Below are 25040 nucleotides of genomic sequence, written 5' to 3'. Positions count from 1 at the left end.
AGAAGCGCCCGGGCGTGTGCCGACCCTAACGGCTTCCATCTTCCAGCGCCGATTCTATAACATCCAGTGTTTCGCGGGGGGCGCTGATGTGGGGGCAGTGGCCTGATACGGGTAGGGTAACAAGAATAGCTCCTGGAATGGCGGCTTGCAAATACTCGCCGACCTCCTGCGGGGCAATGATGTCCTCGGCGCACTGCACGAGCAGGCAAGGGGTGGTCAGACGCGTGGCATCCAGTCGGTTATCAGATAGCAGGGTGACGCGTGCAAACTGTTTGGCAATAGCGGGGTCATTCTGGCAGAAGCTATGCACCAGTTCCGCGGCCAGGGAAGCACGCTCGGGGTTGCCCATCAGAAAGGGCGCGAAGGACTCGGCCCAGCCAACGTAGTCGGTTTCCATGAAGGCCAGCAAGGAGTCAATATCGGCCCGGTCAAACCCGCCGTGGTAGCCGGCCTCGTTGAGGTAGCACGGCGACGGACAAATCAGGAGCAGCTGCTGGAAGCGGCTGGGCTCCTGAATAGCAGCTAGCATGCCAATAGTAGCGCCCACCGAATGCCCTACCACGGTTACATCGGTTAGCCGCAGCGCCTCGCAAATCTCGAGTACATCTTGCGCGTACCCATTCAGCGAGGCGTATTTCGCAGGATCGTAGGCCGACGTATCCGAAAGACCCGCGCCAACGTGGTCGAAGAGCACCAGGTGAAACTGATCGGTGAGCGGGGGCAATATGTAGCGCCAGATGCTTTGGTCGCAGCCAAACCCGTTTATAAAAAGTAACGTCCGGGTTCCGTGGCCCAGCACATGCACATTGTTGCGTTTTAGCACGTTCATGGGTGGGATAAAATAGTATTTGCTTAGAATATTTAGAAATAATACTGGATAAATGCAAGTGTTTGTCATAAAGGGAAACGCCCTAACGAATAATGTTTTATGGGTGAAGTGATTAATAAATTACAAATCAAAATGGGATGAGTTTACTTCAGGGTAGAGTTTCCATGAGAGCACAACCGTAGCATTTGCCCATGAAACTGTAAGAAGCAAAGTAGCAGGAACGGCAAGTGCCAAGGGAGCTTGACTCAGTTGGTGGGGTAGAGCGCAGCAGCCCGCAAACGAACAAGATATGGTTATGCGTTGGCGTCGTGAAGCCAAACGGGGAGGGCTGCCGTACACCAACGCACCGCACGACGGAGGAGCGGGAGAAGAACTGCCGGAGCTGCATACACTTGTTTATGAAAGATACCCCTGTTACCGACCTCAGTATTGGTAAGCCCCTTAGCCGAGTTGATGCCCGTCAGAAAGTAACGGGGCAAGCCCTATACGCCGCCGAGCATGCGGTACCGGGCGTGGTGCACGGCGTACTTCTGACCAGCTCCATTGCCAAGGGCCGTATGCGCACGCTAGACACAAGTGCGGCGGAAAAGGCACCGGGCGTGCTAGCCATTCTTACCCACCGCAACTCACCTGGCGTGCCCGCCTACCAAGACACTAAAGCCAACAACAACCCCCGGCTAGAAGGGCAAGAGCTGCGCGTTTTCTACGACGACCAGATTCACTTCAGCAACCAGCCCGTAGCTCTGGCTATTGCCGATACCTTAGAGCATGCCCAGCACGCGGCCACGCTCGTGCGGGTGCAGTACGATGCCACGCCACCCGAGACAAATCTGGCCGCTCACCGCAACCGCGGCCAGAAGCCCAAAAAGGCCGACGACTACTTGCGTGGCCAGGCCAATGCCTATCAGCAGGCCCCCGTGCGCGTGGAGCAGGAGTACCGCACCCCCGTACAGGTACATAACCCCATGGAGCCGCACGCTGCCATTGCCCGGTGGGAAAGCTCCCAGAAACTCACAGTATACAATAAAACCCAAGCCCCGGCCCTAGCTAAGCAAGATCTGCGGCGCATGTTTCAGCTACCCGAAGATGGGGTGCAGGTGCACTCGCCGTTCGTGGGTGGGGCTTTCGGGGGAGCTTCCCGCATTTGGCCCCAGGAGGTAGCCGCCATATTAGGAGCCAAGCTGGTGGGGCGACCGGTGAAAGTGGTGCTGCAACGCCAGCAGATGTTTAACCTGGTAGGCTACCGACCCCATTCGTTGCAAAAGGTAGGGCTGGGGGCCACCCCAGATGGGCAGCTCGTAGGCATCACACACGAAGCTTTTGGGCAAACGTCGCGCTACGAGGAGTTTGCCGAGCGCATTGTGGACCCTACCAAATCGGCCTACCGCAGCCCCAATCTCAACACTCGCTATCAATTAGTGCCCCTGGACCTAAGTACCCCCGCCTGGACGCGCGGCCCCGGCGAATCAAGCGGCTCTTTCGCCTTGGAATCGGCCATGGATGAGCTGGCGTACGCGCTCAATATGGATCCGCTGGCGCTTCGGTTGCAGAACTTCGCTTCCGTAGACCCGGTAGGTGACAAGCCCTGGTCGAGCAACTACTTGCGGGCGTGTTATGAACAAGGAGCCGCCCGGTTTGGATGGAGCAAGCGCCCGGCCCAGCCCCGTGCCACTCGCGACAGGGAGTGGCTGGTAGGCTGGGGAATGAGTATGGGTATCTATAAAGCCGAACGAAGCAAAGCAAGCGCCCGGGCCCAGCTTTTCGCCGATGGCCGCTTGGTAGTTCAGAGCGCTACCGCCGATGTTGGACCGGGTACGGCCACCATTATGAGCCAAATTGCGGCCGATGCTAGTGGTATCCCGGTGGAGAATATACGCTTCGAGTTAGGTGATTCTTCCCTGCCGCCCGCCCCCGGGCAATTTGGGTCGCACACGGCTGCCTCGGTAGGATCGGCGGTGCATGCCGTATGTACTGCCTTGCGCCAGCAGTTGCTGGAACTGGCGCTGCGGGCTCCCGAGTGGGCCAAGCGCCAGCTAACGGCCCCGGAAGTAGTGGCCGAAACGGGCGGCTTTCGCCAAGCGCGCCACCCGAAAAACCACCTGACTTACGCCGCCATTTTGCGCCAGCACAACCTAATGGGCCTTGATCTTACCCGCGACGCCGATAAAGGGCCGGAGCAGGAAAAGTATTCTGGGAAGTCCTTCTGCGCCAACTTTGTGGAGGTGCGGGTGCACGAGAATACCGGGGCAGTGCGCGTGAGTCGGGTAGTATCGGCTTTGGATGTAGGACGGGTGCTCAACCACAAAACGGCCCGCAGCCAGGTATATGGTTCCGTAGTATGGGGCATTGGAATGGCCTTGATGGAGGACGCACGCATGGACCACCGCTATGGCCGTTTCGTGAACAACCAACTGGCCGAGTACCACGTGCCGGTCTGCGCAGATATTCCACCCATTGAGGTAGTATTCGTGGACGAACCCGACCTGCATCTTGACCCCATGGGAGCCAAAGGCATGGGCGAAATAGGCCTTATTGGTTTTACCGCCGCCATTGCCAATGCGGTATATCACGCCACCGGCAAACGTATTCGGGAGTTGCCCATCACCCCCGATAAGTTACTGTAAGGAAGCTTTTGGTAGCAAGCACGCGAGGCTTATAATAGGTCTGCACCCACTGAGCAGTGGCCCTACCACACAACGGGGCGGTAGTGACCATGTTACTACCGCCCCGTTGTGTGGTGGCTGCAAGCAGCGTTTTAGTCTGTTACGTCCCAGAATATCTTAGTAGTAAACTGGCTGACGTTGCCGGGCAGGTTGCTGGCGTTCGTGCTGACCTCCGTTTGCGGGTAGAGTAGCCGAACGGGCAGTTTATCGGCGCGGGGCGAGCTGGACTGCAACGATGCCGGGAACTTGGGGAAGGCAGTTCGGCGGTAGTCGTTCCAGGCTTCAATGGCTGTCACGGAGTTCATAGCCAAGTACTTCTGGTAAATGATCTTCTCCAGCTTAGAAGCTCCCGTAGCGTCCCAGCTCACCAAGGGATTCGCAGTGTTGTCGGCCAAGTACTTCGTGTAGTCCGGCACGGCGTTGGCCGACACGTTGTTAGCGGTAGTCGATTGGCTAGGAGCGGGCGTGTAGTAGTACACAAAGGAAGCCCGAATGCCGTTATTGAAGTCGGTTTTGGCGGCGGCGTCGCCCCCGGTTAGGTAGCCTCTCGATTTGGCTTCTGACTGTAAAAAGTAGCTCTCGGCGGCCAGCATCAGTGGCACGGGCGCATCGTAGCCTTTCAAGATGCCACCGTAGTCTTTCCAGCGGGATATTTGCGTGCTGCCGGGTAGGGGGTTCGGGTCGCCCAGTACCACCCCTTTGTAGGTGCCCTTGAAATCGCCATCCGTAGCCAGGTAGTATAGCTGGGCCACCCGGGGGTCTTTGTTGTTCACGTACTGGTCAATAATGTACTGCGTACCCGCCTGCCAGTTGCGCGACGAAGCACCCGTGCCGGCAGCCGTAGCGCGGTACTGGTTCCAGAAGGGGTTCTGCTTGCCAGTAGTTTGAGCATACCCAGGCTGCACTTGTACGTCGGTCGTTACAAACCCATCGGGCGCCGCTTGCAGCTTGGTCATCTCGGCCCGCACATAGCCGTCGAGAGAGGTTACAAAAGACTGGCGCAGCAGAATGCGCAGCTTCAGGGTGTTGGCAAATTTCACCCAGTTGGTCATATTGCCCCCAAACACCACGTCCTCGCTACCCACGCCTTGAGTTGTAGAGGGGGCACCTTTGATGGATGCCACGGCTTGCTCTAGCTGTAGGCTTAGGTCTTTGTAAATATCTTCGGCCTTGTCGTACTGGGGCGAGATAATAGGGGTAGCCGCATCGGCCTGAAACGCCTGCGAATAGGGTACATCCCCGTACTGATCTACCAATAGCTGAAAGTTAAAGGCTTTCATAATCCGCGCAATGGCGGCATGGTAGAGCAAGCCTTGGGCAGAAGCTGCCTTGTCAATGTTGTCGTAGTCCTTTAGGTTATCATAAGTGCTGCCCCAAAAACCCTGCTGGTAGGTACTGCTGTAGGTGTAGGTGCGCTCCTCGTTGTAGCCGTTCACCGTACCGGTTTTGCCCCAGTAGCCGGCCGTCCAGCTGCCGTAGGTATTCAGGGTGAGGCCATAAGTGTCGCCGGTCACTTTAAGCGCCTGCGCCAACACGGCCGACGGTACTACTTGGTCGGGCGTAACGCTGTTGGGGTTGTCATTGACGTCGAGAAAAGATTCACAGCCCGTTGTGAGAGAAACGAGGGCCAGGGCAACCAAAAGCTTTGCTATAGAATTCATAACTGCGTGGAATTAGAAGGTAGCCGACAGACTAGCGCCATAGAAGCGGGTAGGGGGCGTCTGATCAGTGTTGTTGATACCGATGGCATTACCCGTCTGATTGCTGAATTCTGGGTCGGTCCACTGGTTTTCTTTGGGCACCCAGGTGTATAAGTTGCGGCCGTACAGGTTTAAGGATACGCCTTTGATGTAGCGCGTATTAGCCAGTAGTGCCGCCGGCAGTGCGTAGCTCAACGACACTTCGCGGAGCTTAAAGAAGTCGCCCTTGGTCACGTAGTTGGCCGCAATGTTTCGGTTGTAGGAGCTGTTGGCCCAGAACTCGGCACCGCCTGGCGTCAGCTTGTCGGTGTTCTCCACGTATGTGGTACCGTCAGACGACAGCACGGACGAGTTGGGCAGCAGGAAGGGCAGGCGTCCGTACTCCGCGCTACGTGCCGAAGCACCCGTAAAGTCCATGGTAGAGCCAATGCCGTGGTACACATAGTAGCCCGTGCGGTACTCGGCTTGCGCCGCCAGTGTGACACCCTTGAAAGCTAAGCTGGTATTGAGGCCGTACTTGTGTTTGGGCAGCGTGTTGCCAAAGTTGGTGAGCTGGCTGGCCTGCGAGGGCACCCAACCGTTGCGCGGATTACCAGAAGCATCGGGCCCTAGGTTCAGATAAGTCAGGATGATGCGGCCCTGGTCGTCGCGCTTGTAGTCAGAGCCCAGCAGCACGGGGTAGGGCTGGCCCTCAATGGCGTATACCTGCGCGTTGTCTCCCGAAGACAGGGGCAGCTGCTTGGCTTGCTCCGTAATCTTCAGCACCTTGTTATTGTTGTAGTTGTAGTTAGCCCCCACTTTCCAGGTAAAGCCACCAAGTGTTTCGATGGGCGTCACGTTTAGGTCTACTTCCACCCCGTTGTTTTGCACCTTACCCGCGTTCAGCAGGAAAGAGCTGTAGCCGCTGGCGTTGGATATGCTGGCCGCAATGCTTTGGTTGATGGAGCGCTGGTAGTAGTAGGTGGCCGCCAAGTTGATGCGCTGGCGCAGAAAGCTCAGCTCCGTGCCTACTTCCGTGGAGTGCGTAAACTCTGGCTTCAGATCGGGCGAAACTACTTGGTTGCCCAACGTAAGCGAGGCTTGAGAGCCGAATGGGAAGCCGCTACCGGTGTTATATACCGAGGACAAGCTGTAGGCTCCGAAGGTGCTAGCTACCCCCGGCGCCGAACTTGGCAAGTTCACTTGGCCCACCTTGGAGTAGCCGCCGCGCAGCTTGCCGTAGTCGAAGAAGGAAAACTCCTTCAGGACCGGAATGGCTTCGGAAAGTACCAGCGAGGCATCCACGCTGGGGTAGAAGTAGGAGCGGTTTTCCTTGCTGAGAATGGAAACAGACTCTTGGCGGGCGGAGCCGTGCAGATACACCAAGTCTCGGTAGCCCAGCGTCAGGTCGCCGAAGAAAGCTACCTGCCGGTACTTGTACCGTGCTTGTCCTCCCGCCAGCTCGCCTACCCGGTTTGCTAGGTTGAACACGCTAGGTACGAATAAGGCGTTGGCGCTGGCAGAGAGGTAGTTGGCGTTGTTCATCTGTAGGTTCTGGCCCACAATGGCCTTCACCGAAACCGGCCCGAAGTTCTTCGCGATGTTGAAGAAAAGGTCGGAGTTGAGCCGGTTGAGGGTGCTGCTCTGCTCGGCTACGCCCCCGGCAATATTGTTGCGGGCATTGATGCGCCGACCCAGCGTGTAGGCGGTAAAGTTGAACTTGTCTTGCCAGCTCTTATTGTCTTCCGTAATGCTCGTCAGACCAATGCGATACTGGGCCGATAGCCACTCGGTAATCTTATAGCCTAGGTCGATATTGCCAACCAGGGTGCCGCGGTTGATGTTGCGGCGGTTGTTGTCGAGGGTGTAGTAGGGGTTGGCGTAGTACTCGTTGTAGTACCCGTTGGGGTTAGCAAATTCGTTGTTCTGCCAGTCCTTGTACTGGGTCAGTGGAATAAGCGAAGACGTGTTCAGCAACTGCTGATATATCGCGGCCGTGGTCTGATCTACCTTAAAGTTGGAGTAGGATACGTTCAAACCCGCCGACAGCTTGCCCATCTGCTGGGAGGCATTGGCCCGGAACGTGTTCCGGTCGTACTTGTCCTTCGGCACGATGCCTTTGTTGTGCACGTTCTGGTAGGAAACGTAAATCTTGGTGTCGGCGCTGCCACCTGAGAACGACACGTTGTTCTGCATCTGGTAGCCCGTGTTAAAGAAGTCTTTGCGCTCCTGGGGCCGGGCTTCATAGGCAATGCGCTGGATGTTGCCCAACTGCGTGAGGTAGCCCAAGTCGCGCACCGTCCCGTCGAAGCGCGGGCCGTACTGCTGGTTTTCGTAGGGCGTATACTTCTGCACCCATTCATCGGAGCCCGGCCCAAACTCATTTTGCATCTTGGGCCAAAAGCTGATTTGCTCAAGCTGCGACGTGTGAGTATAGGTAACCGAAGGCGTGCTGCTACCCTTCTTGGTCGTAATGATTAGGGCGCCATTGGTGGCCTGAGAACCGTAAAGCGCCGCTGCGTTGGCCCCCTTCAGAATGGTGATGTCGGCAATGTCGTCGGGGTTAAGTGAGGTGAGTACATCCTGAGTAGTTTGCACCCCGTCAATTACCACCAGAGCTTGGTTTTCCCCTGTTATGGAGCGAGTTCCTCGTAGCGTAACGCGCACACTTGGGTTGATGCCGTTGTTTACCGTCTGGATTTGTAAGCCCGAAACTTTGCCAGCTAAGCCATTCGTGACGTTGGTTACGCGAGCTTGGTTGAGTTCCTTGGCACTAATAGTAGAAGTAGCATAGCCAATTTCCTGGGCTTGGCGCTGAATACCTAGTGCTCCGGTTACTACTACTTCGCCCAGTTGCTTGGTATCTGTAGCTAAGGCTACATCAATAGTAGTTGCAGTACCCACGGGCCGTTCTACCGCCGCAAAGCCAATGGAAGAAATGGCAAGAGTAGTTGCCGTTGCGGGCACGCTAATCGAATAGGCCCCATCAGCATTGGTGGAGGCCCCAATGGTAGTGCCTTTCACGAGCACCGTAGCCCCTGGAATGGGCTGACCCGTGCTCTGGTCCGTGACACGCCCGGAAACCTGACGGCTCTGGGCTACCACCTGCTCTGAGAGCCCAGCAACCACCAGAAGTGTTACGAGTAACTGTTGTTTCATATAAGTGAGCTTAGTGAATAGAAGGCCGTTACGAAACTGAAAGCCCGGTAAGTATAGTGGTGTAGTATGATTAATAAAAAAGCAAACAATACGTAATTGATAGATAATATTGTCAACATAAATGGATATAAATTATAATTAATGCACAATATGTGTACTGCTAATGAAGATATTTCATAAGCAGTAAGTGAGTACTTAGCTCTGCATTACTGCCCATTGCAAGGCTGCTTTTGCATCTCTGAGAGCCTTCGTCTACCTACTAATTGCGGTAGAATTTACTGTAGTTTTAATAGGATTAAAAATTGATTAAAATCTGATGAAATTTTTTATCACTTGGCTAATTATTTATACAACCTGTACCTAGGATGCCGCTTTCTTCTGCTTTGTCAGCGCCACAATCGGCGCCTGTGCTGTCCGTAGACAGCGCCATTTGGAGGCAAGTAGGGAAGCGCATAGCAACTGCTTTTAGGTAATAGGAAGTGCCTGCACGCAACGCCTGGTGTAATTCTGGTTCTTTATAGTCCAACTCATTCTCTCTACAACCAACTTTCCGCATGAACACACTTCGACTCATTGCCCTAGCCAGCAGTTTGGCCGTAGCCGCCCCAACATGGGCCCAACAGGGCACCAAAGCCGACCCCTCCATGCTGGCTAAAATCAAGGATGAAGGTCTGAATCGTTCGAAGGTGATGGAAACAGCCTTTTACCTGACTGACGTGTGTGGCCCGCGCCTCGCTAATTCCGACGGGTTGAACCGCGCCAACCAGTGGACCCAAAAGCAACTCACCAGCTGGGGCCTTACCAAGGCAACCATCGAGCCTTGGGGTACCTTCGGCCGCGGCTGGGACATTGAGAAGTCGTACGTAGCCATGACGGCACCTTACTATCATACCCTCATTGGGGCTCCCAAAGCCTGGACGCCCAGCACCAGTGGGGTCCTGAAAAAGCAGGTAGTAGTAGTAAAGGCCACCACCGAAGCAGAACTGGACAAGTACAAAGGAAAGCTGCGGGACAAGATTGTGCTGCTGGACGTAACAAACGTTCCTAAACCAAGCTTTGAAGCCGACGCCAAGCGCTACACAGCCGAGGAGCTGCAGAAGATGGCCGAGTACAAACTGGAGGCCCCAGCTGCCAAACCCAACGATGCGGAAATGGAGCAGCGCATGGCGCAGCGCCGTACCATGATGGCCCTGCGCACGAAGATGTCGGATATGATTTTGAGCGAGGGCGCGGTGGCTATCCTGAGCACCCGCGGCGGCTCCGATGGTACGTTCTTCACTTCCAACGGGGCCCCCTACGCTGCTGATGCCAAGCCCGTACTGCCCGAGTTGGAAATGGCCCCGGAAGATCAGTTGCGCCTCATTCGCCTGGCCGACGCTGGTATTCCGGTGGAGCTGGAGCTAGAAACGCGCACCCGTTTTCAAAGCCAAGACTTGAAAGGCTACAATGTGGTAGCCGAAATTCCAGGTACTGATAAAAAGCTGAAAAATGAGGTAGTAATGCTAGGTGGCCACCTGGATTCTTGGCACGCCGCCACAGGTGCCACCGACAACGCCGCTGCTGCGCCGTAATGATGGAGGCTGTGCGCATCCTGAAGGCTGCTGGCGTGCAGCCGCGCCGCACCATTCGCATTGCACTATGGGGCGAGGAAGAGCAGGGTTTGCACGGCTCGCGTAACTACGTAAAGAACCACTTCGCCGACCCCGCCACTATGAAGCTGCTGCCCGACCACGAAAAGCTGGCTGCCTACTTCAACCTTGACAATGGTGCTGGCAAAATCCGGGGTATCTACGCCCAAGGCAACGAAGCTGCCGCTCCTATCTTCCAGGAATGGCTGAAGCCCTTTGCCGATATGGGGGCTACCACCGTTACGCTACGCAACACCGGCGGCACCGACCACCTGGCCTTCGACGCCGTGGGCTTGCCTGGCTTCCAGTTTATTCAGGACCCGCTGGACTACGGTACCCGTACTCACCACACCAACATGGATACCTACGAGCGCCTACCTGCCGACGACATGAAGCAGGCCTCCGTGGTAGTGGCGTCCTTCGTGTACCAGGCCGCCATGCGCGACCAGAAGTTGCCCCGCAAAACGCTGCCTACCGCCAAGCCCGAAGCTCGGATGTAGCAGTTTATAGTCTGAGATAAAACAAGGGGCCCCACTGATAATTCGGTGGGGCCCTTGGTTTTTAATAGATTAACTAGTGAGTAGTAGCAGGGCGGCGGCCAAAAGCTACCTCCGCCTGGCGCAGATAGGCCGATGGTGTAAGCCGCGTAACCTGCCTGGAGGTTTTGTTGTAGAGGGCCGGTTGCCCGCCGTAGTGCTGCACCAGCGTGTAAGCCAGCACGACGCCCCATCCTTCCCAGAAACAACGCACTTTGCCACCTGTCAGCACGTCGTTGAATGAGGTGTGGTTTGAGCCGTCAATACAGATGTCAATTTTTCCTTGCTCAAACATATCGGTGAGGTAGATGCGCTCAGCCGTTAGCTGAGGCACGTTGTAGCCGGCGGTGTACAGTTGGTGAAGCGTTTGGTAGTAGCGGGTCTGAAGTTCCGATAACTCGGGCATGTGATCTACCGTCACGTCGGAATACACCCCCCAAGGCCACTCGTGCTTTTGCCAAACCCAGTGGCTACTGGGCAGAGAACAAGGGTAGCCCCGATCTACGGCCTCCTGCAAATCGGTAAGGGCGGCAAAAATAACGATGCCTGTCTGGTCGTAGGGTGGATGAATAATCTCGAACGTGTGGGTTGGCTGCTGCTCACGGGCAATGGTTTGGAGCATAGGCATTACCTTATCTAAATTTACGTAGTCACCTTCCGCTGAAGTACGAAACTCGTACTGCTGGCCTCGGATGTAGAGCCGGGTAAAGTACTCCTGGGTGCGAGTGTCCAGGCCATCCTCAACACACACGGCTGGAAACTGGCCCAGGTCGCGCACAAACTGTAGCACCAAGGCCGTCAGGTCTTCTTTCGCATAGATACACTCCGAATCAAAGGAGATTTGTCGAATGCGAAACTGAGCGCCAAGATGCTCAGCGTTATCAAGCATGCGCTGCTCAAAGTCTTGAGAGTTGCTGTGGTTGGGCTGCGACACAAAGTAGCTATTCATGCCATTCGGTTCAGCGCAGCCAAACACTATACAGGTACCAAGTAATAGGAGCTTTTTCAAAATACGTACACGTGAATAGCCGGTGTCGATAATAGCTGAACCGGGTATTAAAGCGCGGTAAAACCAAGCGGTAAAACCAGGCCATAAGGAGTATGGCTGCTAGGAGGCAGTAGGAAAGCCGTTACTATGCAGACAGCCTCTAACAGCGAGTTGGGGGGACCACCTAGCCATAGCAGAGGGGTTGTAAGCACCAAAGCCAACACTAGCGGTTTCATCCGGTAAAAGACGAAAGTTAGCCTAGCTGCTTCTTGAATAAGTCTAAGGTTCGTTCCCAGGCTTGCTGAGCTGCCCCGGCGTTGTAGCGAGCAGGCGAAGAGTCGTTGTTGAATGCGTGGTTTACGTTGGGGTATACGTACTGCTCATACTGGATATTGCTGGCCTTGAGGGCCGCTTCGTAGGCATCCTTACCAGCATTTACGCGCTCATCGAGGCCCGCATAGTGTAGCAGTACGTGGGCCTTGATGTTGGGAACTTCTTCCGTGGGAGGCTGGGTGCCGTAGTACGCCACGGCCGCATTCAGCTTAGGATCGTGGGTAGCGAGGCTGTTGGCCATGGCTCCGCCCCAGCAGAAGCCTACGCAGCCGGTTTTGCCGTTTGAGTCGGGGCGCTGGCGCAGGTAATCAAGCGCGGCCAGGTAGTTGCTCAGGTTGTGTTGCTTGTCGAGCTTCCCAATGAGCGTTCGGCCCTCATCCTCATTCGTTGGCGTACCTCCAAACACCGATAGTGCATCTACGCCCAACGCCACGTAGCCAGCTTTAGCCACGCGCCGCGTTACATCTTTAATGTGCGGAGTAAGGCCCCGGTTTTCGTGGATAACCACAACTGCGCCGCGCTTTTTCTTGCCTTTGGGATGCACTAGATAGCCCTTCATAGTAACGCCAGCCGCCCCAGGCCAGCTTACGTCCTCTGTTACCAGATCATCGGCGTCGGCGGGAATAGTTGCGGCTTGCGCGTAGCCGGGCTCCAACACAGCCAGCGCGGCTGCGGCCAGGGCCGTGCCGCCCGCTAGCTTCACCAGCCGATCCAGAAATTCTTTGCGGCTGAGTGGTGCGTGGGTATACTCGTCAAACAGATTGATAATGCGCTGATCCATAGCGGGCGGAAGTGAGCAGTGAGAGAAGAAAGGTAATGAATAAGCCGGTGCTGGTGCCAGGCCCACACCCGTTAGCTGACATTCTGGAGGAGCATTCTGATTGTTAGGCAACTCGATTCCGGCGACACAAAGCCCTTGCTCGGTGGCAGTACAGTTGACAACAGATGTAGTACAGGGATAGGCCGACGGGGGCTTACTCCACGTAGCGTACTTGCCGGGGCGGAAAAAGTCGGTCTACCAGTCGTACTAAGCGCCAGCGGGTGTTCTTGAGCTTCTTCACTACGGGTACCGCCTGAAAGTTAAAGTGGGCTACTGCGGCAACATCTTCTGTTACGGAGCGCCCCTTCAAACTCGATTCGAGCAGGAACGATGCAATGGCCTCGTTCCACTCCTCCTTGTTACTCCAGTAGTGCCCAATGAAGGGGCGAGCCGGCCGTAGCTCAAACCGCTCCTGTAAGGCCAGGGCTAGGGCAAACTGCTCGATAAGCCGCGGGGTAACGCCAGCTCGGCTTAGGTCGTCGCAGATACGTAGGGCTAGCGCAATGGCCTCGGGCCCGCCCTGGGCTGGTATGCCCACCACGCCTGCGTTCCACATCTGATGCCGCTCGTGCAGGGTAATGCCGCCGAAGGTTTTTCTGCCAATCTGCTGCCACATGCGCTTTTCAGTTTTGCTGCCCAACGCGGCTAGGGCGCCCTCCGGCTCGTGCATGTAGGCGTAACCCGCCGCCAGGCCCTTGTGCAGATCGGTAAAGGAGCCGTGCAGAAAGGTGTCGGAGTCCAGGTAGAGGAGGGGCACCCCAGGATATAGGGCCGCAACGTGCTCCAGAGCTTTGATCTTGATGCGCCAGAAGAAGTCAAACTCGCCGCGCCACGCTTGCAGCGTAGCCGCACTCACTGGCAGCACCGTTACGTGGTCGGCTAAGTGGCGGTAGAAGTCGGGCGCATCTGTCACAACGGTGATGGTGCCCAGCCCGGCCGGCCGGTGGCGCAGAAAGGTGAGAATAGAAAAGTGTGCCTGGAAGTGAATGCGCACATTCTCTCCAAACACCAGATACAGTAAGTTCATACACGAAGCCGCGGCGGGCCAGCTACAATTCGGCTATTCTTCTTCGCGGTGCACCGTAGCTGGGCTAAACGCGGGCACGCATACTGACCAGTATTCGCATTCTTCCCCAAACGGATTGGAGTAGCGCACCCGGGCGCCCGCCTTAATCAACAACGATTCACCGGCACCCAACTCTACTACGTCGCCGTCGATTTCAAATCGCTTGCGCCCGCGCACTACAATGGTTACTTCATCAAATTCTGGGCGCTGGTGCGGTTCACTCCATTGGGGCGGCGCTATCATATGAGCCACACTGTAGCGGGGCGTATTGGTGCTGGCTAAGCCAATATGCTCTTCAATGAGTTTGCCATCGGTAGTGGGAACAACGAATGGATTTTGCTGGCGGAAATAGCGTTTCTCGGACATGTAATGCAACGCGTAGTGGTGGGAAGTGATGGGCAAGGTACTCTGCCCCGTGCGCGGCGTAGCAACCGGCACGATGGATATGGGAAAGACTACCCCGGGAATGATTACTGGCCGGCGCAGGCGCCTTCGGTAAAGCGCGTAACCCCGGCGTTGGTAGCTTGGCATGGGTTGCCATAGGTTTTGCCGTCGCAGCCACACACGGGGTTGTAGTCCATGGTGCATATGGCATCCTTGCGAATCTTGCTCTCATCAATGCAGGGTTGCTGAGCCGTAGTGGCAGGACGCTGGCAGGTGATAAGCAAGGGCAAGGCAACTATGCAGGCAAGAAAGTTTTTCATGAGTGGTAGAGTAAAGTCCAGGTAAAATAGGAGGTGAGCAGAGGCAAAGTACGGTAGCTAGTACTAAACGGGGTCAACCTTGTGAAATATTTAGCCTTGCTAATTTTTGCCCGGATTCTATAACCCCGTCAACTTACCTGCGTATAGTCCCCCTAGATTGATACGTGCTGCTTACCTTGAGCAGCTAGTAATTCCCGCTCCCGGGTAGCTACTACGTGTCGCTGAACTAGAACCTCTTTTTTCACCCCATTCTCTCCCCCAATATCATGTCGTATCACGAAGAAGACAACTCCGGTAAAATTCTCCTTGCTGCTCTGGCCGGTGCCGGTGCTGGTATCATTGCTGGTTTGCTGATGGCTCCCGACAAAGGCAAAGCTACGCGTGGCAAAATCGGCGAGGCGGCTACGAAATATAGCGGCCAGCTAGGTGAGCAACTGTCGAAATACGGCGAAGATCTGGATTCTAAATTCAAAGGCTATATAGAGAAGCTGGAAGACCTAGGCCTAACCGGCGCTGGCTCAAAGCTGAAGCTGCAAGGCAATTGGGACGAAGCTAAAGGCAAGCTGAAGCAGCAGTACGCCCAGTTGACCGACGAAGATCTGGAGTACGCTGAAGGCCAGGGCGACGAGCTCGTAGGCCGCTTGCAAAACAAGCTCGGCAAAGCCAAGAGCGAAGTTGTAAAGCTCCTCAACGACCTGTAGGCCTAACCGTCTAGTTCGTATTAGTAAACGCCCTTGTTTTCTTCGGAAGACGGGGGCGTTTTGCTTAACCTCCACGCGAAACAATTCGTTATATCTGGTGCGGGCAATATACGGCCCACTAGTTCACTTCAACTGCTATATCTGCCATGCAAGACACCAAAGGAAAAGTAATCCTCTCGCTTTTAGCCGGTGCCACCGTAGGCGCCGTAGCTGGGTTGCTACTGGCCCCCGAGACTGGTAACGAAACGCGTTCCAGCCTAAAGAAATCAGCCTCTAAACTCGGCGACGATTTAAGCAAGCTGCTGAAAGATGGCAAGTCGCGCCTAAGCTCGCTCTCCGGCCAAGCTACTACCACTGAGCAGCAGTCTTCTGACCGCACTGCCGCCGATAATCTGCTCAGCTCAATGAGTGCCACCGAAGTGGACACCACCTACGGCAGCCATTCCTACGATGATCTTGATTCGGATTATGACGGAACAGGTGGTGATGGAAGGTATTCAGGCCCGGTCCATTAAAAAAAGTTGCACTACTTGTAACCTTAGGTAGCACCCCGCGTTAAAGAATATACAATCGGCTCAAGAGAAGATTGGAGAAGATACTGAAGCAAAATTGCCGACCGTAGAGCTTCTGACAGGATCTGGTCAAACAACCCGCCAGTAAAATCGTACGCTGTCCATCGCACATTTCTTCTGTGTTACCCAATCGGAAGGGTGAGTCAATTGTATTATAAGGAAAGCCTCCCGCATTTATTTTAGCGGGAGGCTTTCTGACTTTAGAGGCTTTGGGTTTGAAAAGTTTCGAAGAAAAATCACGCTTTGGTAACCTTCTTTTGACACGGCCGTTAAAGAAGATATAACCAACTTATTCGAGGTTGGATAAGAACCTGTTGTAAAATTGCCGGCTGTAGAGCTTCTAGTAAGGAATGGTTAACAACCCTTGGTAGTAAAATCGTACATGCCCATCGCAAGCTTCTCCAGGCATTACTATCCTGCCAATTGCTTGAGTTAGTTATAAAAAGAAAGCCTCCCGCTCTTTACTGCGGGAGGCTTTCTGCATGTAAGGCCCAGATATAATTACTCGTCTCCTTCAGGCTTAGGAGCATTCTCCGATTTGGTGTACTCTGGCTTCATCTGAGGGAAGAAGAGCACATCCTGAATCGAGCTAGAGTTAGTCATAATCATGCTCAGGCGGTCGATGCCGATGCCTAGGCCAGCGGTAGGTGGCATACCGTATTCCAGGGCCCGCAAGAAATCTTCGTCGAGTACCATGGCTTCGGTGTCGCCGCGCTTGCCTAGCTCCAGCTGCTCTTCAAAGCGGGCGCGCTGGTCGATAGGGTCATTGAGTTCCGAGAAAGCGTTGCAGATTTCTTTGCCATTGCAAATAGCCTCAAAGCGCTCCACTAGGCCTGGCTTCGAGCGGTGCTTCTTGGCCAGCGGCGACATTTCTACGGGATAGTCGGTGATGAACGTAGGCTGAATTAGCTTCGGCTCCACGTGTTCCCCAAATATTTCGTCAATGATTTTGGCTTTGCCCATGCTAGGGTCAAGACTTACTTTCAATTCCTTCGCAGCAGCTCGTAGCTCGTCTTCGCTCTTGCCGTCAATGTTGAAGCCAGTGAAGTGCTCAATAGACTCGGCCATGGTGAAGCGCTTCCACGGCCGTTGGAAGTTGATGATGTTCTCCCCTACCGGCACTTCGGTTTTGCCGTGCAGGGCCAGTGCTACGCGCTCTACCATTTCCTCTACTAGGTCCATCATCCAGTAGTAGTCTTTGTAGGCTACGTACAGTTCCATCTGAGTGAACTCGGGATTGTGGAACCGGCTCATGCCCTCGTTGCGGAAGTCTTTGGAGAACTCGTAAACTCCATCGAAACCACCCACAATCAGGCGCTTCAAGTACAGTTCGTTGGCAATGCGCAAGTACAGCGTCATGTCCAGCGTGTTGTGGTGGGTTTTGAACGGACGAGCAGCAGCACCTCCGTACAGAGGCTGCAAAATGGGCGTTTCTACCTCCAGGTACCCTTTGTCGTTGAGGTAGTTGCGCATAGCCTGCACTAGTTGCGTACGCTTAATGAAAGCTTCGCGCACGTGCGGGTTCACAACCAAGTCTACGTAGCGCTGCCGATAACGCTGCTCGGGGTCAGTAAACGCGTCATAGGTGATTTTCTCACCCGTAGCCTCATCCACTCGCTCCTTTACAACGGGAAGGGGGCGTAGGCTTTTGCTTAGCAACGTGAAGCCGGTGACATGCACCGACGTTTCGCCCACCATCGTTTTGAACACGTGGCCCGATACCCCCACGAAGTCGCCGAGGTCTACCAGCTTTTTGAATACCGTGTTGTACAGCTCCTTGTCTTCGCCAGGGCAAATTTCGTCGCGGTTGATGTAGAGCTGAATGCGGCCAGAAGCGTCTTGCAACTCAGCAAACGAGGCCTTACCCTTCACCCGAATTGACATCAGACGGCCTGCTAGGCTTACTTCCTGAAAGTTGTTGAGCTCTGGGTGGTAGTTGTCCAGGATTTCCTGGGCGTAAAAGTTTACATCGAACAGTTCAGACGGATAAGGCTCAATACCGAGCTTCTGAAGCTCTTCCAGCTTGTTACGACGAATTATCTCCTGTTCGCTGAGGTGCTGCATGGGGCGAGGCGTAAGTAGAGGACCCGCATGGGGTCGAAAAAGTCAAGCTGCAAAAATAGCGTGGCTCACACACTTATTTGCATAAACCGAGGAAGAGTTAGGTAGTTCGTAGCGAATACCGTAACTGAGCTGCCGTAGCTGAAAAGCAGGAGCAAACAAAAAGCGCTGGCCTAAGAGGCCAGCGCTTACGTGTATATGCGGTCGGATGATAAAAAAGCTCGGGTACCTTAGGCCGCCATACGCATGGTCGGCTCGTCGTCGCGGAGCACTGGCTCAACGCGGATTTGCAGACGCTCATGAACAAAGGTGTTCTGCAAGTGCTTAGGCAGGCCTGCTACCAACTGCTGGTAACGCTCCAGGCCAATTGCTTTCGCTACGTAGGTCTCGTGAATACCATTGAGGTAGCTTACAATGTTTAGCAAAGACTGGTGAAAGAGCTTGAAGTCAATCTCGGCTTCCACGAAGCGCTCAATCTCGCGGCTCGTCTGAGAAATACGCAGACGACCTAGTAGATCAAAGATGGTCGTGTAGCCAAGGCGCCACGTAATTTGCTGCCAGTGCGAAGCCGTCCACTTATCCAACGCCTTGCCCGTTTTCTGACTGCGGATGGCGGTATTGGGGTTGGCTTGTACCTGCTGGCGGGTCGAGACGGCTTTGATCTTGCGCGTAGTGCGTAAGAACTGACCAATCTGCGCCTGGGCGTCAATCTCCTTGCCGGCAATGTGCAGGCCTGCCTTGTAGCCAGCCAGTGGCAGGCGGTGGATGCTAAAGTCGCCGTAGGCACCGGCGGCATAGAAGGAAATAGGGCGGGGGTAGGCATTGCGTACGACCAACCGGCCCACCTCACGGCGAATCAACGATGGGTTGTTGCTACGCACCCCAGCCGTGTACAGGAAGGCTTGTAAGCCAGCCATGATGGTATGATACGCCTGGGGGAAGGTCCAGTGTAATGCGTTACGCAGGTAGTCTTCGTCGCCTAGCTCTGCCGTAGAGCGTAAGGCATACTCGGTGCTCCAGCAAGCACTAAGCAGTTTGGTTACTGCTTGCACATCAGCATCTGTCAACTCAGCCTGGTGAGCCCGGAAGAAGGGAAGATGCTGTAGGCCACCCTGCGCGTCGTCGCCTTCCTGAATGTGATAGTTGATGGCAAAGAAGTAGTTCAGGAAAACCTGGGCAGGAATGGATTTGCGCCACGTTTCCTCCGCTTGTTTCTGCTCGTCCGTTACGAGCGGAATAATGGTCGTTTCCATGTTCGTCGTTGTCATGCTTTATAAACCAATGTAGCACTTTCTTAGTTCTTATTTGCTAAAAATATTGACATGTATTTTATGTTTTTAATCATTTGTAATTCAATGTTTTATGTTTTGATGAAAGCGCATAAGCAAAATTTATTTTTATGGCTTATTTACTACTAAGATTAGTTGTATGCATTGGGCAAGAAAAAGCCCCTATACAAAGTAGTACAGGGGCTTTTCATTCGTAGCTCTTGGTAGCTTAGATCTGGTCTTTCAATACAGATACAGCCTCCCGCAAGGTAATGTCCTTCTTCAAAGGCTTCGTAAAGCGTGAAGCACGATTTACTTTGATAGTATCGGTGCCTAAGGCGCGAATGTCAGCCGATAGGGGCGCAATGCTCAAAGTTGGAGCTGTCTTCTGGATGGCTTCGTACTTATCCGACTCCACTTTGGCCTGCTGCTGCTCAGCACGGTAGTTAGTCAGCTTCAATGATACTTTGGTATCATCCTTACGCTTTACCATGCGCTGTACCATGTCCGACAACTGCTTGAAGCTGGCGCTTGAAGCCACGCGGGAAGCACTAGCCTGCTTTAACTTATCGATGGAAGGAGCACCACTCCAAACGCGGTAGCGAGCAGGGGTAATCTCATCCCACTTCAAAGGATAATCTGACTCTTTCTCACCCTGGTCGAGGTAGCTATACGCGTCGGGAAGAATGATATCAGGTACTACTCCTTTAAACTGCGTAGAGCCACCATTAATGCGGTAGAACTTCTGCGTGGTCAGCTTGAGCGAGCCAAAAGGCTTGATGTTATTAAACTCGGCAGGCATTGCGTCATCCAGATCGAAGATGCGCTGCACAGTTCCCTTACCGTATGTGCTGGCCGAACCCATGATAACGCCACGCTTGTAGTCTTGCATAGCCGCTGCCAGAATCTCAGAGGCCGAAGCACTGTACTTGTTTACGAGCAGCACTAGTGGCCCACTGTATTGCACACGAGGGTCACGGTCGTTGAGGATGCTAGCTGCGCCCTGACCACCACGCACCTGTACTACTGGTCCGCTATCAACGAACAGGCCCGCCATTTCTACGGCATCCTGCAAGGAGCCACCACCATTGAAGCGCAGGTCAAGTACTACTCCTTGCACATTTTCTTGCTTCAGCTTCTCCAGCTCCTTCTTCACGTCGGCTGCTGAGCTGCGGCCGCCATTGTCGTTAAAGTCGGCGTAGAACGTTGGCAGCTTGATGTAGCCAATCTTCTTACCATTGTCATTGATGGTAGCCGACTGCGCGAAGGTTTCCTCAAGCACTACTACATCACGAATGATAGAAATGACCTTGGTGCTTGCATCGGGTTTCTTCACCGTTAAGCGTACCTCCGTGCCTTTCTTACCCTTGATCATCGATACAGCTTTGTCAAGACGAAGGCCTTCAACTGATACCGGTTCAGCAGCTCCCTGAGCCACGCGAATAATAATGTCACCGGCTTTCAACTCGCCCTGACGGTAGGAGGCGCTACCTGGGATGATGTCAGATACCTTGATCTGACCATCCTTCTCCTGTAATGAGGCGCCAATCCCTTCGAAACGGCCAGTCATGGCCTGATCAAAGGTCTCTTTGTCGCGCGGAGCGAAGTACTCCGTGTGAGGGTCATAGGTGTTGGCGATGGTATTGGCGTACGTAGCCAACCGGTCGTTTGCATCGTTTTGCTGAAGGTCTTTGAAGTAAGCATCAAAGTACTTCATCACCCGCTTCCGGGCTTCCTCTTCCATTTGGGCTGGCGTGCGCACAGGCTCTGAAGTAGTAGCTACAGAAGGCTGAGCAGAGGTAGAAGCCAGCGGCTTGTCTTTCTTCTTGGCCTGCTCGTCCATCAGCTCTGATACGCGTACCATAGTTTGGTACTTCAGGAACTTGCGCCACTCTTCCCGTTGCGCTGCTGCATTGGCCGCAAACGTAGATTTATCGGGCTCAGTCTCAAACGTCTCGTCCGTGGTAAAGTCGAAAGGCTTCGATAGAATATCGTGGTAGAGAGCCTGCACATCCTTCACACGCTGGTCCATGATCTGCGTGCTCACGTCTAGGAACTCGTGCGTGCCCCGCAGCACCTCGTTGTCAATGTCGTTTTGGTATTTGCGCAGTTGGTCTACGTCCGATTGCAGCAAGAACTTTTTGCTAGAATCCAGACGCTTGAGGTACAAGTCGAACACCCGCTTAGAGAATGTGTCGTCAATCTTCTCAGGCTGGTAGTGAGCCTGAGTGAGAGCCTGAAGCATTGCCTTTACCAGGACTTCGTCCTTCTGCGGCGTGCGGTTGTCGTTGCGCCGGTACAGCTTGTAGGAAGCCAGCACAAACACTGCCATCAGCACCGAGGCATACAGGCCTATTTTAATTCGGGTGGAGGACATGAAGAATCGGGATGAAATGAAAAAGTCAATTGAGAAGGCAACACACGCTAATGCTACGTGCTACCAGAAAGACTGGTTATAAGCAAAAACGCCAAAACCAGTAAAATAAGTGCCCTGTTAGCTGCTTGCCTGAGAGAAAGAAGTAAGTAACCGACTCTAGGTTGCATTTGCTGAAAGGTGAACCATAAGAACCTGAAAGCAGGGGGTTGAGATACAACAGAATAGCCTCCGTAAAGTCCTATGGAATGATCAATATACAAAAAATAAAGGCCCTTCCACTCAAGTGGAAGGGCCTTCAAGACTAAAAAGCGGTCTGCTTAGTAGTGACGTACTTTCTCGCCATTGTTGCGACGGAATTCTTCTTCAAAGTAGCGAGCATCTTCTTCGCTACGGGGTTTCACACCCATTACGATGTTACCGCTCTTGATGTCGCTTTCGTACTCAGAAGCGTGCTCTTCTGGGATACCCGAGCCTACTAGGCTCCTACTAGGCCGCCCGTCAAACCACCGGCACCAGCACCCGCCAGAGCGGCAGCAATAGGACCAGCAATTACTAAGCCCAAACCGGGTAGTGCTACTGAAGTACCAATGGCAGCAATTGCACCGATTACAGCACCAGCCGTACCACCGATTGCTGAACCTACGCCAGCACCTTCCATGGCTTTGTCGCCAAGCTCAGTGTCAGGAGTATCGCTGCCGAAGTGCGTCTTGCGGGTGTCGTCCGACATCAATACGTTTACGTCATCCTTAGAGTAACCACGTGACGAAAGCGACTGGTAAGCACGCTCGGCGCTGTCACGGTCGCGGAATGTTCCGTAAGTAGAAGTACCGTAGGTGGTGTTGCTACCAGTTACTGCACGTGCTGCGTCACCAGCAGCATTCTGTACTGCGTCTACGCCAGCACCGATGGTTGCGCCTGCTGAACCAGCAATTGCACCGCCTTTTTGCGTGGCGCTGTAGTCATGGTGTGCGCTGTTGTCTGAGCCAGCAACACCCGAGTCGCTGGTGCTAGAGTTGCCCATATTGCCGCTAGAGGTAGTGTTTGCGCCAGTGCCGTAGCCAGTGCCAGCCGAGCCAGTACCGTAGTTAGCGCCTGAACCTGTACCTGAATTAGTCGGATTGATCGAATCGTTAGTGCTCATGGAGTGGGAGATTTAAATGATTGAAAGGAGAGAGTTTTGCTTTCGCCTGCTGGGTTGTACTAGTGGAAAGGGAGCAGCAGGTGATCTGAGTAGCTTAACGGGAGCAGTCAGAATGGGGTTGCAAAAAAATCTGCTTATAAATCTATTTTACCTCCTAGCCTCATCAGCTAAGCAACTTTAGGCCTTGTACTTAGGCGAATTTTTCGTAATTGACCGAATCTTGCCAGAATGTTCTGCACTCGCGGCGCATTGTTTTCAGGAAGTCTTCCTGTTGCTTAAGAGTGCGCCATTCGCCCAGTCCTAGCCGCTCGCACAACTTATAGAAGTTGTCGCCCTGGCCCTTTGAGCCTTCTACTTTCACCAAGCAACTAAGAATAGGACGGCCGGCAGCATGTTCCTGTTCAGAAAGCTCGGCAAGGAGTTCATTGAGTCGAGCTTTCTCGTGGGAAATGTCTAGGTTAAGGCCAAGCTCAGCTTCCTGAACCAAGTTGAGGTAGCTAGTAGTACCCACCTGGGTGCGGGCAAAGCGAATTAAATGGCTGCGTACTCGGCCGATCATGAGGGAGAAAGTATTAGGGGAGCGGAATGTAGCAAAAAAAAGCCCGCCGTCTTTACATCCGAGTAAAGACGGCGGGCGGGCGCTAACCAAAACTGTGCCGGGCTACAAAAACTAGCGTTTCTGCGCTTTACGGCGGTTCATCTCCTTTTGAATTAATAAAAATTCACGGCTGGTTTGGCCGGCAATAGCGGTGTTTTCATCAGCACGCCGCAGGAGATAGGGCATTACCGACGCAACTGGACCATAAGGCACGTATTTGGCCGTATTATAGCCCGCATTAGCCAAGTTGTAGGTGAGGTTGTCGCTCATGCCATATAACTGCGCAAACCACATGCGTGGGTCGTTGGGCTGCAAGCCGTTTTCCTGCATAAGCTCAGTAAGCAGTAGAGAGCTAGCCTCATTATGTGTACCTGCACAAATGCTAATATGATCGGCATGCTCTACGCAGAAACGTAACGACTCATTATAGAGGTCGTCGGTAGCTTGCTTGCTCGGGTTGATTGGGTTTTGGCGGCCCTGGCTAGCTGCTACGCGGGCTTCCTTTTCCATATAAGCGCCCCGCACCAGCTTGCCCCCTAGGTAGTAGCCGCCCTGCACTGCATCCTCGTAAGCCTTTTTGATAGCGTCGAGCCGGTCTTGGCGGTACAGCTGATACGTGTTCCAAACAATGGCCGACTCCCGGTTGTAGCGCTGCATCATCTCGTACGTCAACTGGTCAATGGTTTCCTGGAACCAGCTTTCTTCAGCATCAATAAATACGCGTACCCCATACTGGTGGGCGCGCGCACAGATGGCGTTAATACGCTTTTTGCTGCGCTCGTAGCTGGCTTGCTCAGTAGGCGTGAGGGCTACCCCGCGTTGCACCTTCTCTAAAATGGCGCTATCAGCTACACCAGTTACTTTAAATACGGAGAATGGAATCGATTCCGAACGATGGGCCAAATCAATGGTAGCCAGCAGCTCGGTGGTGGTTTCATCAAAGCTCTTATCGGTACCCTCTCCTTCCACTGAGTAGTCGAGGATGGTACCGATCTGATAGCGGGCTAGCTCCTGGATAACTGGCAAACATTCTTGAATGCTCTCACCCCCGCAGAACTGGTCAAAGATGGAGTTCTTGATCAAAAACTTAGTGCCGGGCACATGCCACTTCAGCGCTGTTTTCATGAGGCCTCCGCCCGTCTTCACAAGGGAGTTGTTATTCATGGCTGCAAACAGGGCGTACATTTTGCGTAGCTCCCCATCCGATTTGGAGGCGAAAGCAACGGCAGTATCCTCGAAGGATAGGGGGGGGGCTTGCGTAAGGGACATTAAGCAGTCAGTTTAGCGACGAGTGGGCGGACTTCGCAGGGCAAAGATAGCCGGTTAACATCGTTTCAAACCGGATAGTTACTTAACTGCAATTTGCTTTTTCGAAGGTTGCGCCTCGCCTCGCCACTTAGGTAGCTTATAGCCAATACCGTCGCTATGCTGCGTAATTCTATACTTACTGAGCGTTAGCTGCTACAGGAGTAGTAGAATTAGCTACGCGGATGTACTGGTGGTTACTAAGCTTGCCGTTGGCGTCCTGGAGATATAACCGGTTGCCGGAGACTAGATAGTATTGACTGCTTTGGTAACCACGGTAAATAATAACGTGACGGTATTTGTTTTTGGCATTGCTACGGGCGGCGCGCCGTACAGAATATGCTGCTGCACCCCGCAAAGTGCCGTCCTCGAAAAACCGAGCCCGCCCGCGCCGGTCAAACTCAATCCGAATCCGGTGCCCGGTAACGGCCGGAGTAAGAGCCGGATCCGAAACAATAGAACTTTCCACCCACTCCCAACGGCCCACTAGCTGTTCCTCTGCGGTTGGTAATGAGTCACGGTTACATGCTGCCAAGAATACTGCAGCCCCACCAGTAATGAATAACTGACGTAAGAAAGAATTCATAAAATAATAGAGCTTAAGTTGCGCTA

Annotated in this window: 18 protein-coding genes and 1 pseudogene; 4 read left to right on the top strand and 15 right to left on the bottom strand. The window is 53.9% G+C overall.

What is annotated here, in order from left to right; genetic code table 11:
- Positions 1 to 25 precede the first annotated feature (25 nt).
- Positions 26 to 829 (bottom strand): alpha/beta fold hydrolase, encoded by an 804-nt coding sequence (locus VI25_RS09655; RefSeq protein ID WP_045687639.1) that lies wholly within the window; start codon positions 827 to 829, stop codon positions 26 to 28.
- 398 nt (positions 830 to 1227) lie between these two features.
- Between VI25_RS09655 and VI25_RS09650 the strand changes: the two genes are divergently transcribed.
- Positions 1228 to 3453, top strand: a complete 2226-nt coding sequence (locus VI25_RS09650) for a xanthine dehydrogenase family protein molybdopterin-binding subunit (protein WP_045687640.1) — start codon at positions 1228 to 1230, stop codon at positions 3451 to 3453.
- Between the two features lie 131 nt (positions 3454 to 3584).
- On the opposite strand, the gene VI25_RS09645 is transcribed toward VI25_RS09650, so the two are convergent.
- Both VI25_RS09645 and VI25_RS09640 read right to left on the bottom strand, forming a co-directional pair.
- The gene (locus VI25_RS09645) at positions 3585 to 5153 is read right to left on the bottom strand and encodes a SusD/RagB family nutrient-binding outer membrane lipoprotein (RefSeq protein WP_045687641.1); all 1569 of its coding nucleotides are present in this window, start codon (positions 5151 to 5153) and stop codon (positions 3585 to 3587) included.
- A 12-nt stretch (positions 5154 to 5165) separates the two neighbouring features.
- Entirely contained in the window at positions 5166 to 8330 is a 3165-nt protein-coding gene (locus VI25_RS09640) for a SusC/RagA family TonB-linked outer membrane protein (RefSeq protein WP_045687642.1), read from the bottom strand.
- A 554-nt stretch (positions 8331 to 8884) separates the two neighbouring features.
- Between VI25_RS09640 and VI25_RS28860 the strand changes: the two are divergent.
- Positions 8885 to 10458: pseudogene (locus tag VI25_RS28860) on the top strand (M20/M25/M40 family metallo-hydrolase).
- Positions 10459 to 10531: 73 nt separating this feature from the next.
- Here VI25_RS28860 and VI25_RS09630 read toward each other — a convergent pair.
- The 5 genes from VI25_RS09630 to VI25_RS09610 form a co-directional block, all read right to left on the bottom strand.
- Positions 10532 to 11443 carry a hypothetical protein gene (locus tag VI25_RS09630; protein ID WP_152981558.1) on the bottom strand — a complete coding sequence of 304 codons (912 nt, stop codon included), beginning with the start codon at positions 11441 to 11443 and terminating at the stop codon, positions 10532 to 10534.
- A 292-nt stretch (positions 11444 to 11735) separates the two neighbouring features.
- A complete protein-coding gene (locus VI25_RS09625) occupies positions 11736 to 12596 on the bottom strand; it encodes a dienelactone hydrolase family protein (protein ID WP_045687645.1) in 861 nt (286 codons plus the stop codon).
- A 193-nt stretch (positions 12597 to 12789) separates the two neighbouring features.
- The gene (locus VI25_RS09620) at positions 12790 to 13662 is read right to left on the bottom strand and encodes a hypothetical protein (protein WP_045687646.1); all 873 of its coding nucleotides are present in this window, start codon (positions 13660 to 13662) and stop codon (positions 12790 to 12792) included.
- 33 nt (positions 13663 to 13695) lie between these two features.
- Positions 13696 to 14067, bottom strand: a complete 372-nt coding sequence (locus tag VI25_RS09615; protein WP_045687661.1) for a cupin domain-containing protein — start codon at positions 14065 to 14067, stop codon at positions 13696 to 13698.
- A 104-nt stretch (positions 14068 to 14171) separates the two neighbouring features.
- Entirely contained in the window at positions 14172 to 14405 is a 234-nt protein-coding gene (locus VI25_RS09610; protein ID WP_045687647.1) for a Kazal-type serine protease inhibitor domain-containing protein, read from the bottom strand.
- Positions 14406 to 14671: 266 nt separating this feature from the next.
- Between VI25_RS09610 and VI25_RS28430 the strand changes: the two genes are divergently transcribed.
- Together VI25_RS28430 and VI25_RS09600 are read left to right on the top strand one after the other, a co-directional pair.
- A complete protein-coding gene (locus VI25_RS28430; protein ID WP_072144786.1) occupies positions 14672 to 15106 on the top strand; it encodes a CsbD family protein in 435 nt (144 codons plus the stop codon).
- Between the two features lie 146 nt (positions 15107 to 15252).
- Complete coding sequence (locus tag VI25_RS09600) at positions 15253 to 15621, top strand: YtxH domain-containing protein (protein WP_052695042.1); 369 nt, start codon at positions 15253 to 15255, stop codon at positions 15619 to 15621.
- Positions 15622 to 16179: 558 nt separating this feature from the next.
- Here VI25_RS09600 and lysS read toward each other — a convergent pair.
- From lysS to VI25_RS09565, 7 genes are all read right to left on the bottom strand, one after another.
- Positions 16180 to 17742: a lysine--tRNA ligase gene (lysS, locus tag VI25_RS09595; RefSeq protein WP_045687648.1), complete on the bottom strand. Its 1563-nt coding sequence runs from the start codon at positions 17740 to 17742 to the stop codon at positions 16180 to 16182.
- 227 nt (positions 17743 to 17969) lie between these two features.
- Positions 17970 to 19007, bottom strand: coding sequence for a hypothetical protein (locus tag VI25_RS09590; protein WP_236704993.1), 1038 nt, complete (start codon positions 19005 to 19007; stop codon positions 17970 to 17972).
- A 229-nt stretch (positions 19008 to 19236) separates the two neighbouring features.
- The gene (locus tag VI25_RS09585; RefSeq protein ID WP_052695043.1) at positions 19237 to 21384 is read right to left on the bottom strand and encodes a carboxy terminal-processing peptidase; all 2148 of its coding nucleotides are present in this window, start codon (positions 21382 to 21384) and stop codon (positions 19237 to 19239) included.
- A 475-nt stretch (positions 21385 to 21859) separates the two neighbouring features.
- On the bottom strand, positions 21860 to 22525 hold the full coding sequence (locus VI25_RS28425; RefSeq protein ID WP_316934295.1) for a hypothetical protein: 666 nt from the start codon (positions 22523 to 22525) through the stop codon (positions 21860 to 21862).
- A 190-nt stretch (positions 22526 to 22715) separates the two neighbouring features.
- A complete protein-coding gene (locus VI25_RS09575) occupies positions 22716 to 23084 on the bottom strand; it encodes a hypothetical protein (protein ID WP_045687650.1) in 369 nt (122 codons plus the stop codon).
- Positions 23085 to 23195: 111 nt separating this feature from the next.
- A complete protein-coding gene (locus tag VI25_RS09570) occupies positions 23196 to 24392 on the bottom strand; it encodes a proline dehydrogenase family protein (protein WP_055562457.1) in 1197 nt (398 codons plus the stop codon).
- A 175-nt stretch (positions 24393 to 24567) separates the two neighbouring features.
- Positions 24568 to 25014, bottom strand: coding sequence for a hypothetical protein (locus VI25_RS09565; protein ID WP_045687652.1), 447 nt, complete (start codon positions 25012 to 25014; stop codon positions 24568 to 24570).
- Between the last annotated feature and the right edge of the window lie 26 nt (positions 25015 to 25040).

The sequence above is a fragment of the Hymenobacter sp. AT01-02 genome (genome assembly GCF_000961955.2).
GTDB classification, from domain to species: domain Bacteria; phylum Bacteroidota; class Bacteroidia; order Cytophagales; family Hymenobacteraceae; genus Hymenobacter; species Hymenobacter mucosus.
Note: the sequence above shows the minus strand (reverse complement) of the source record. Positions and strands in the feature narration are given on the sequence as shown.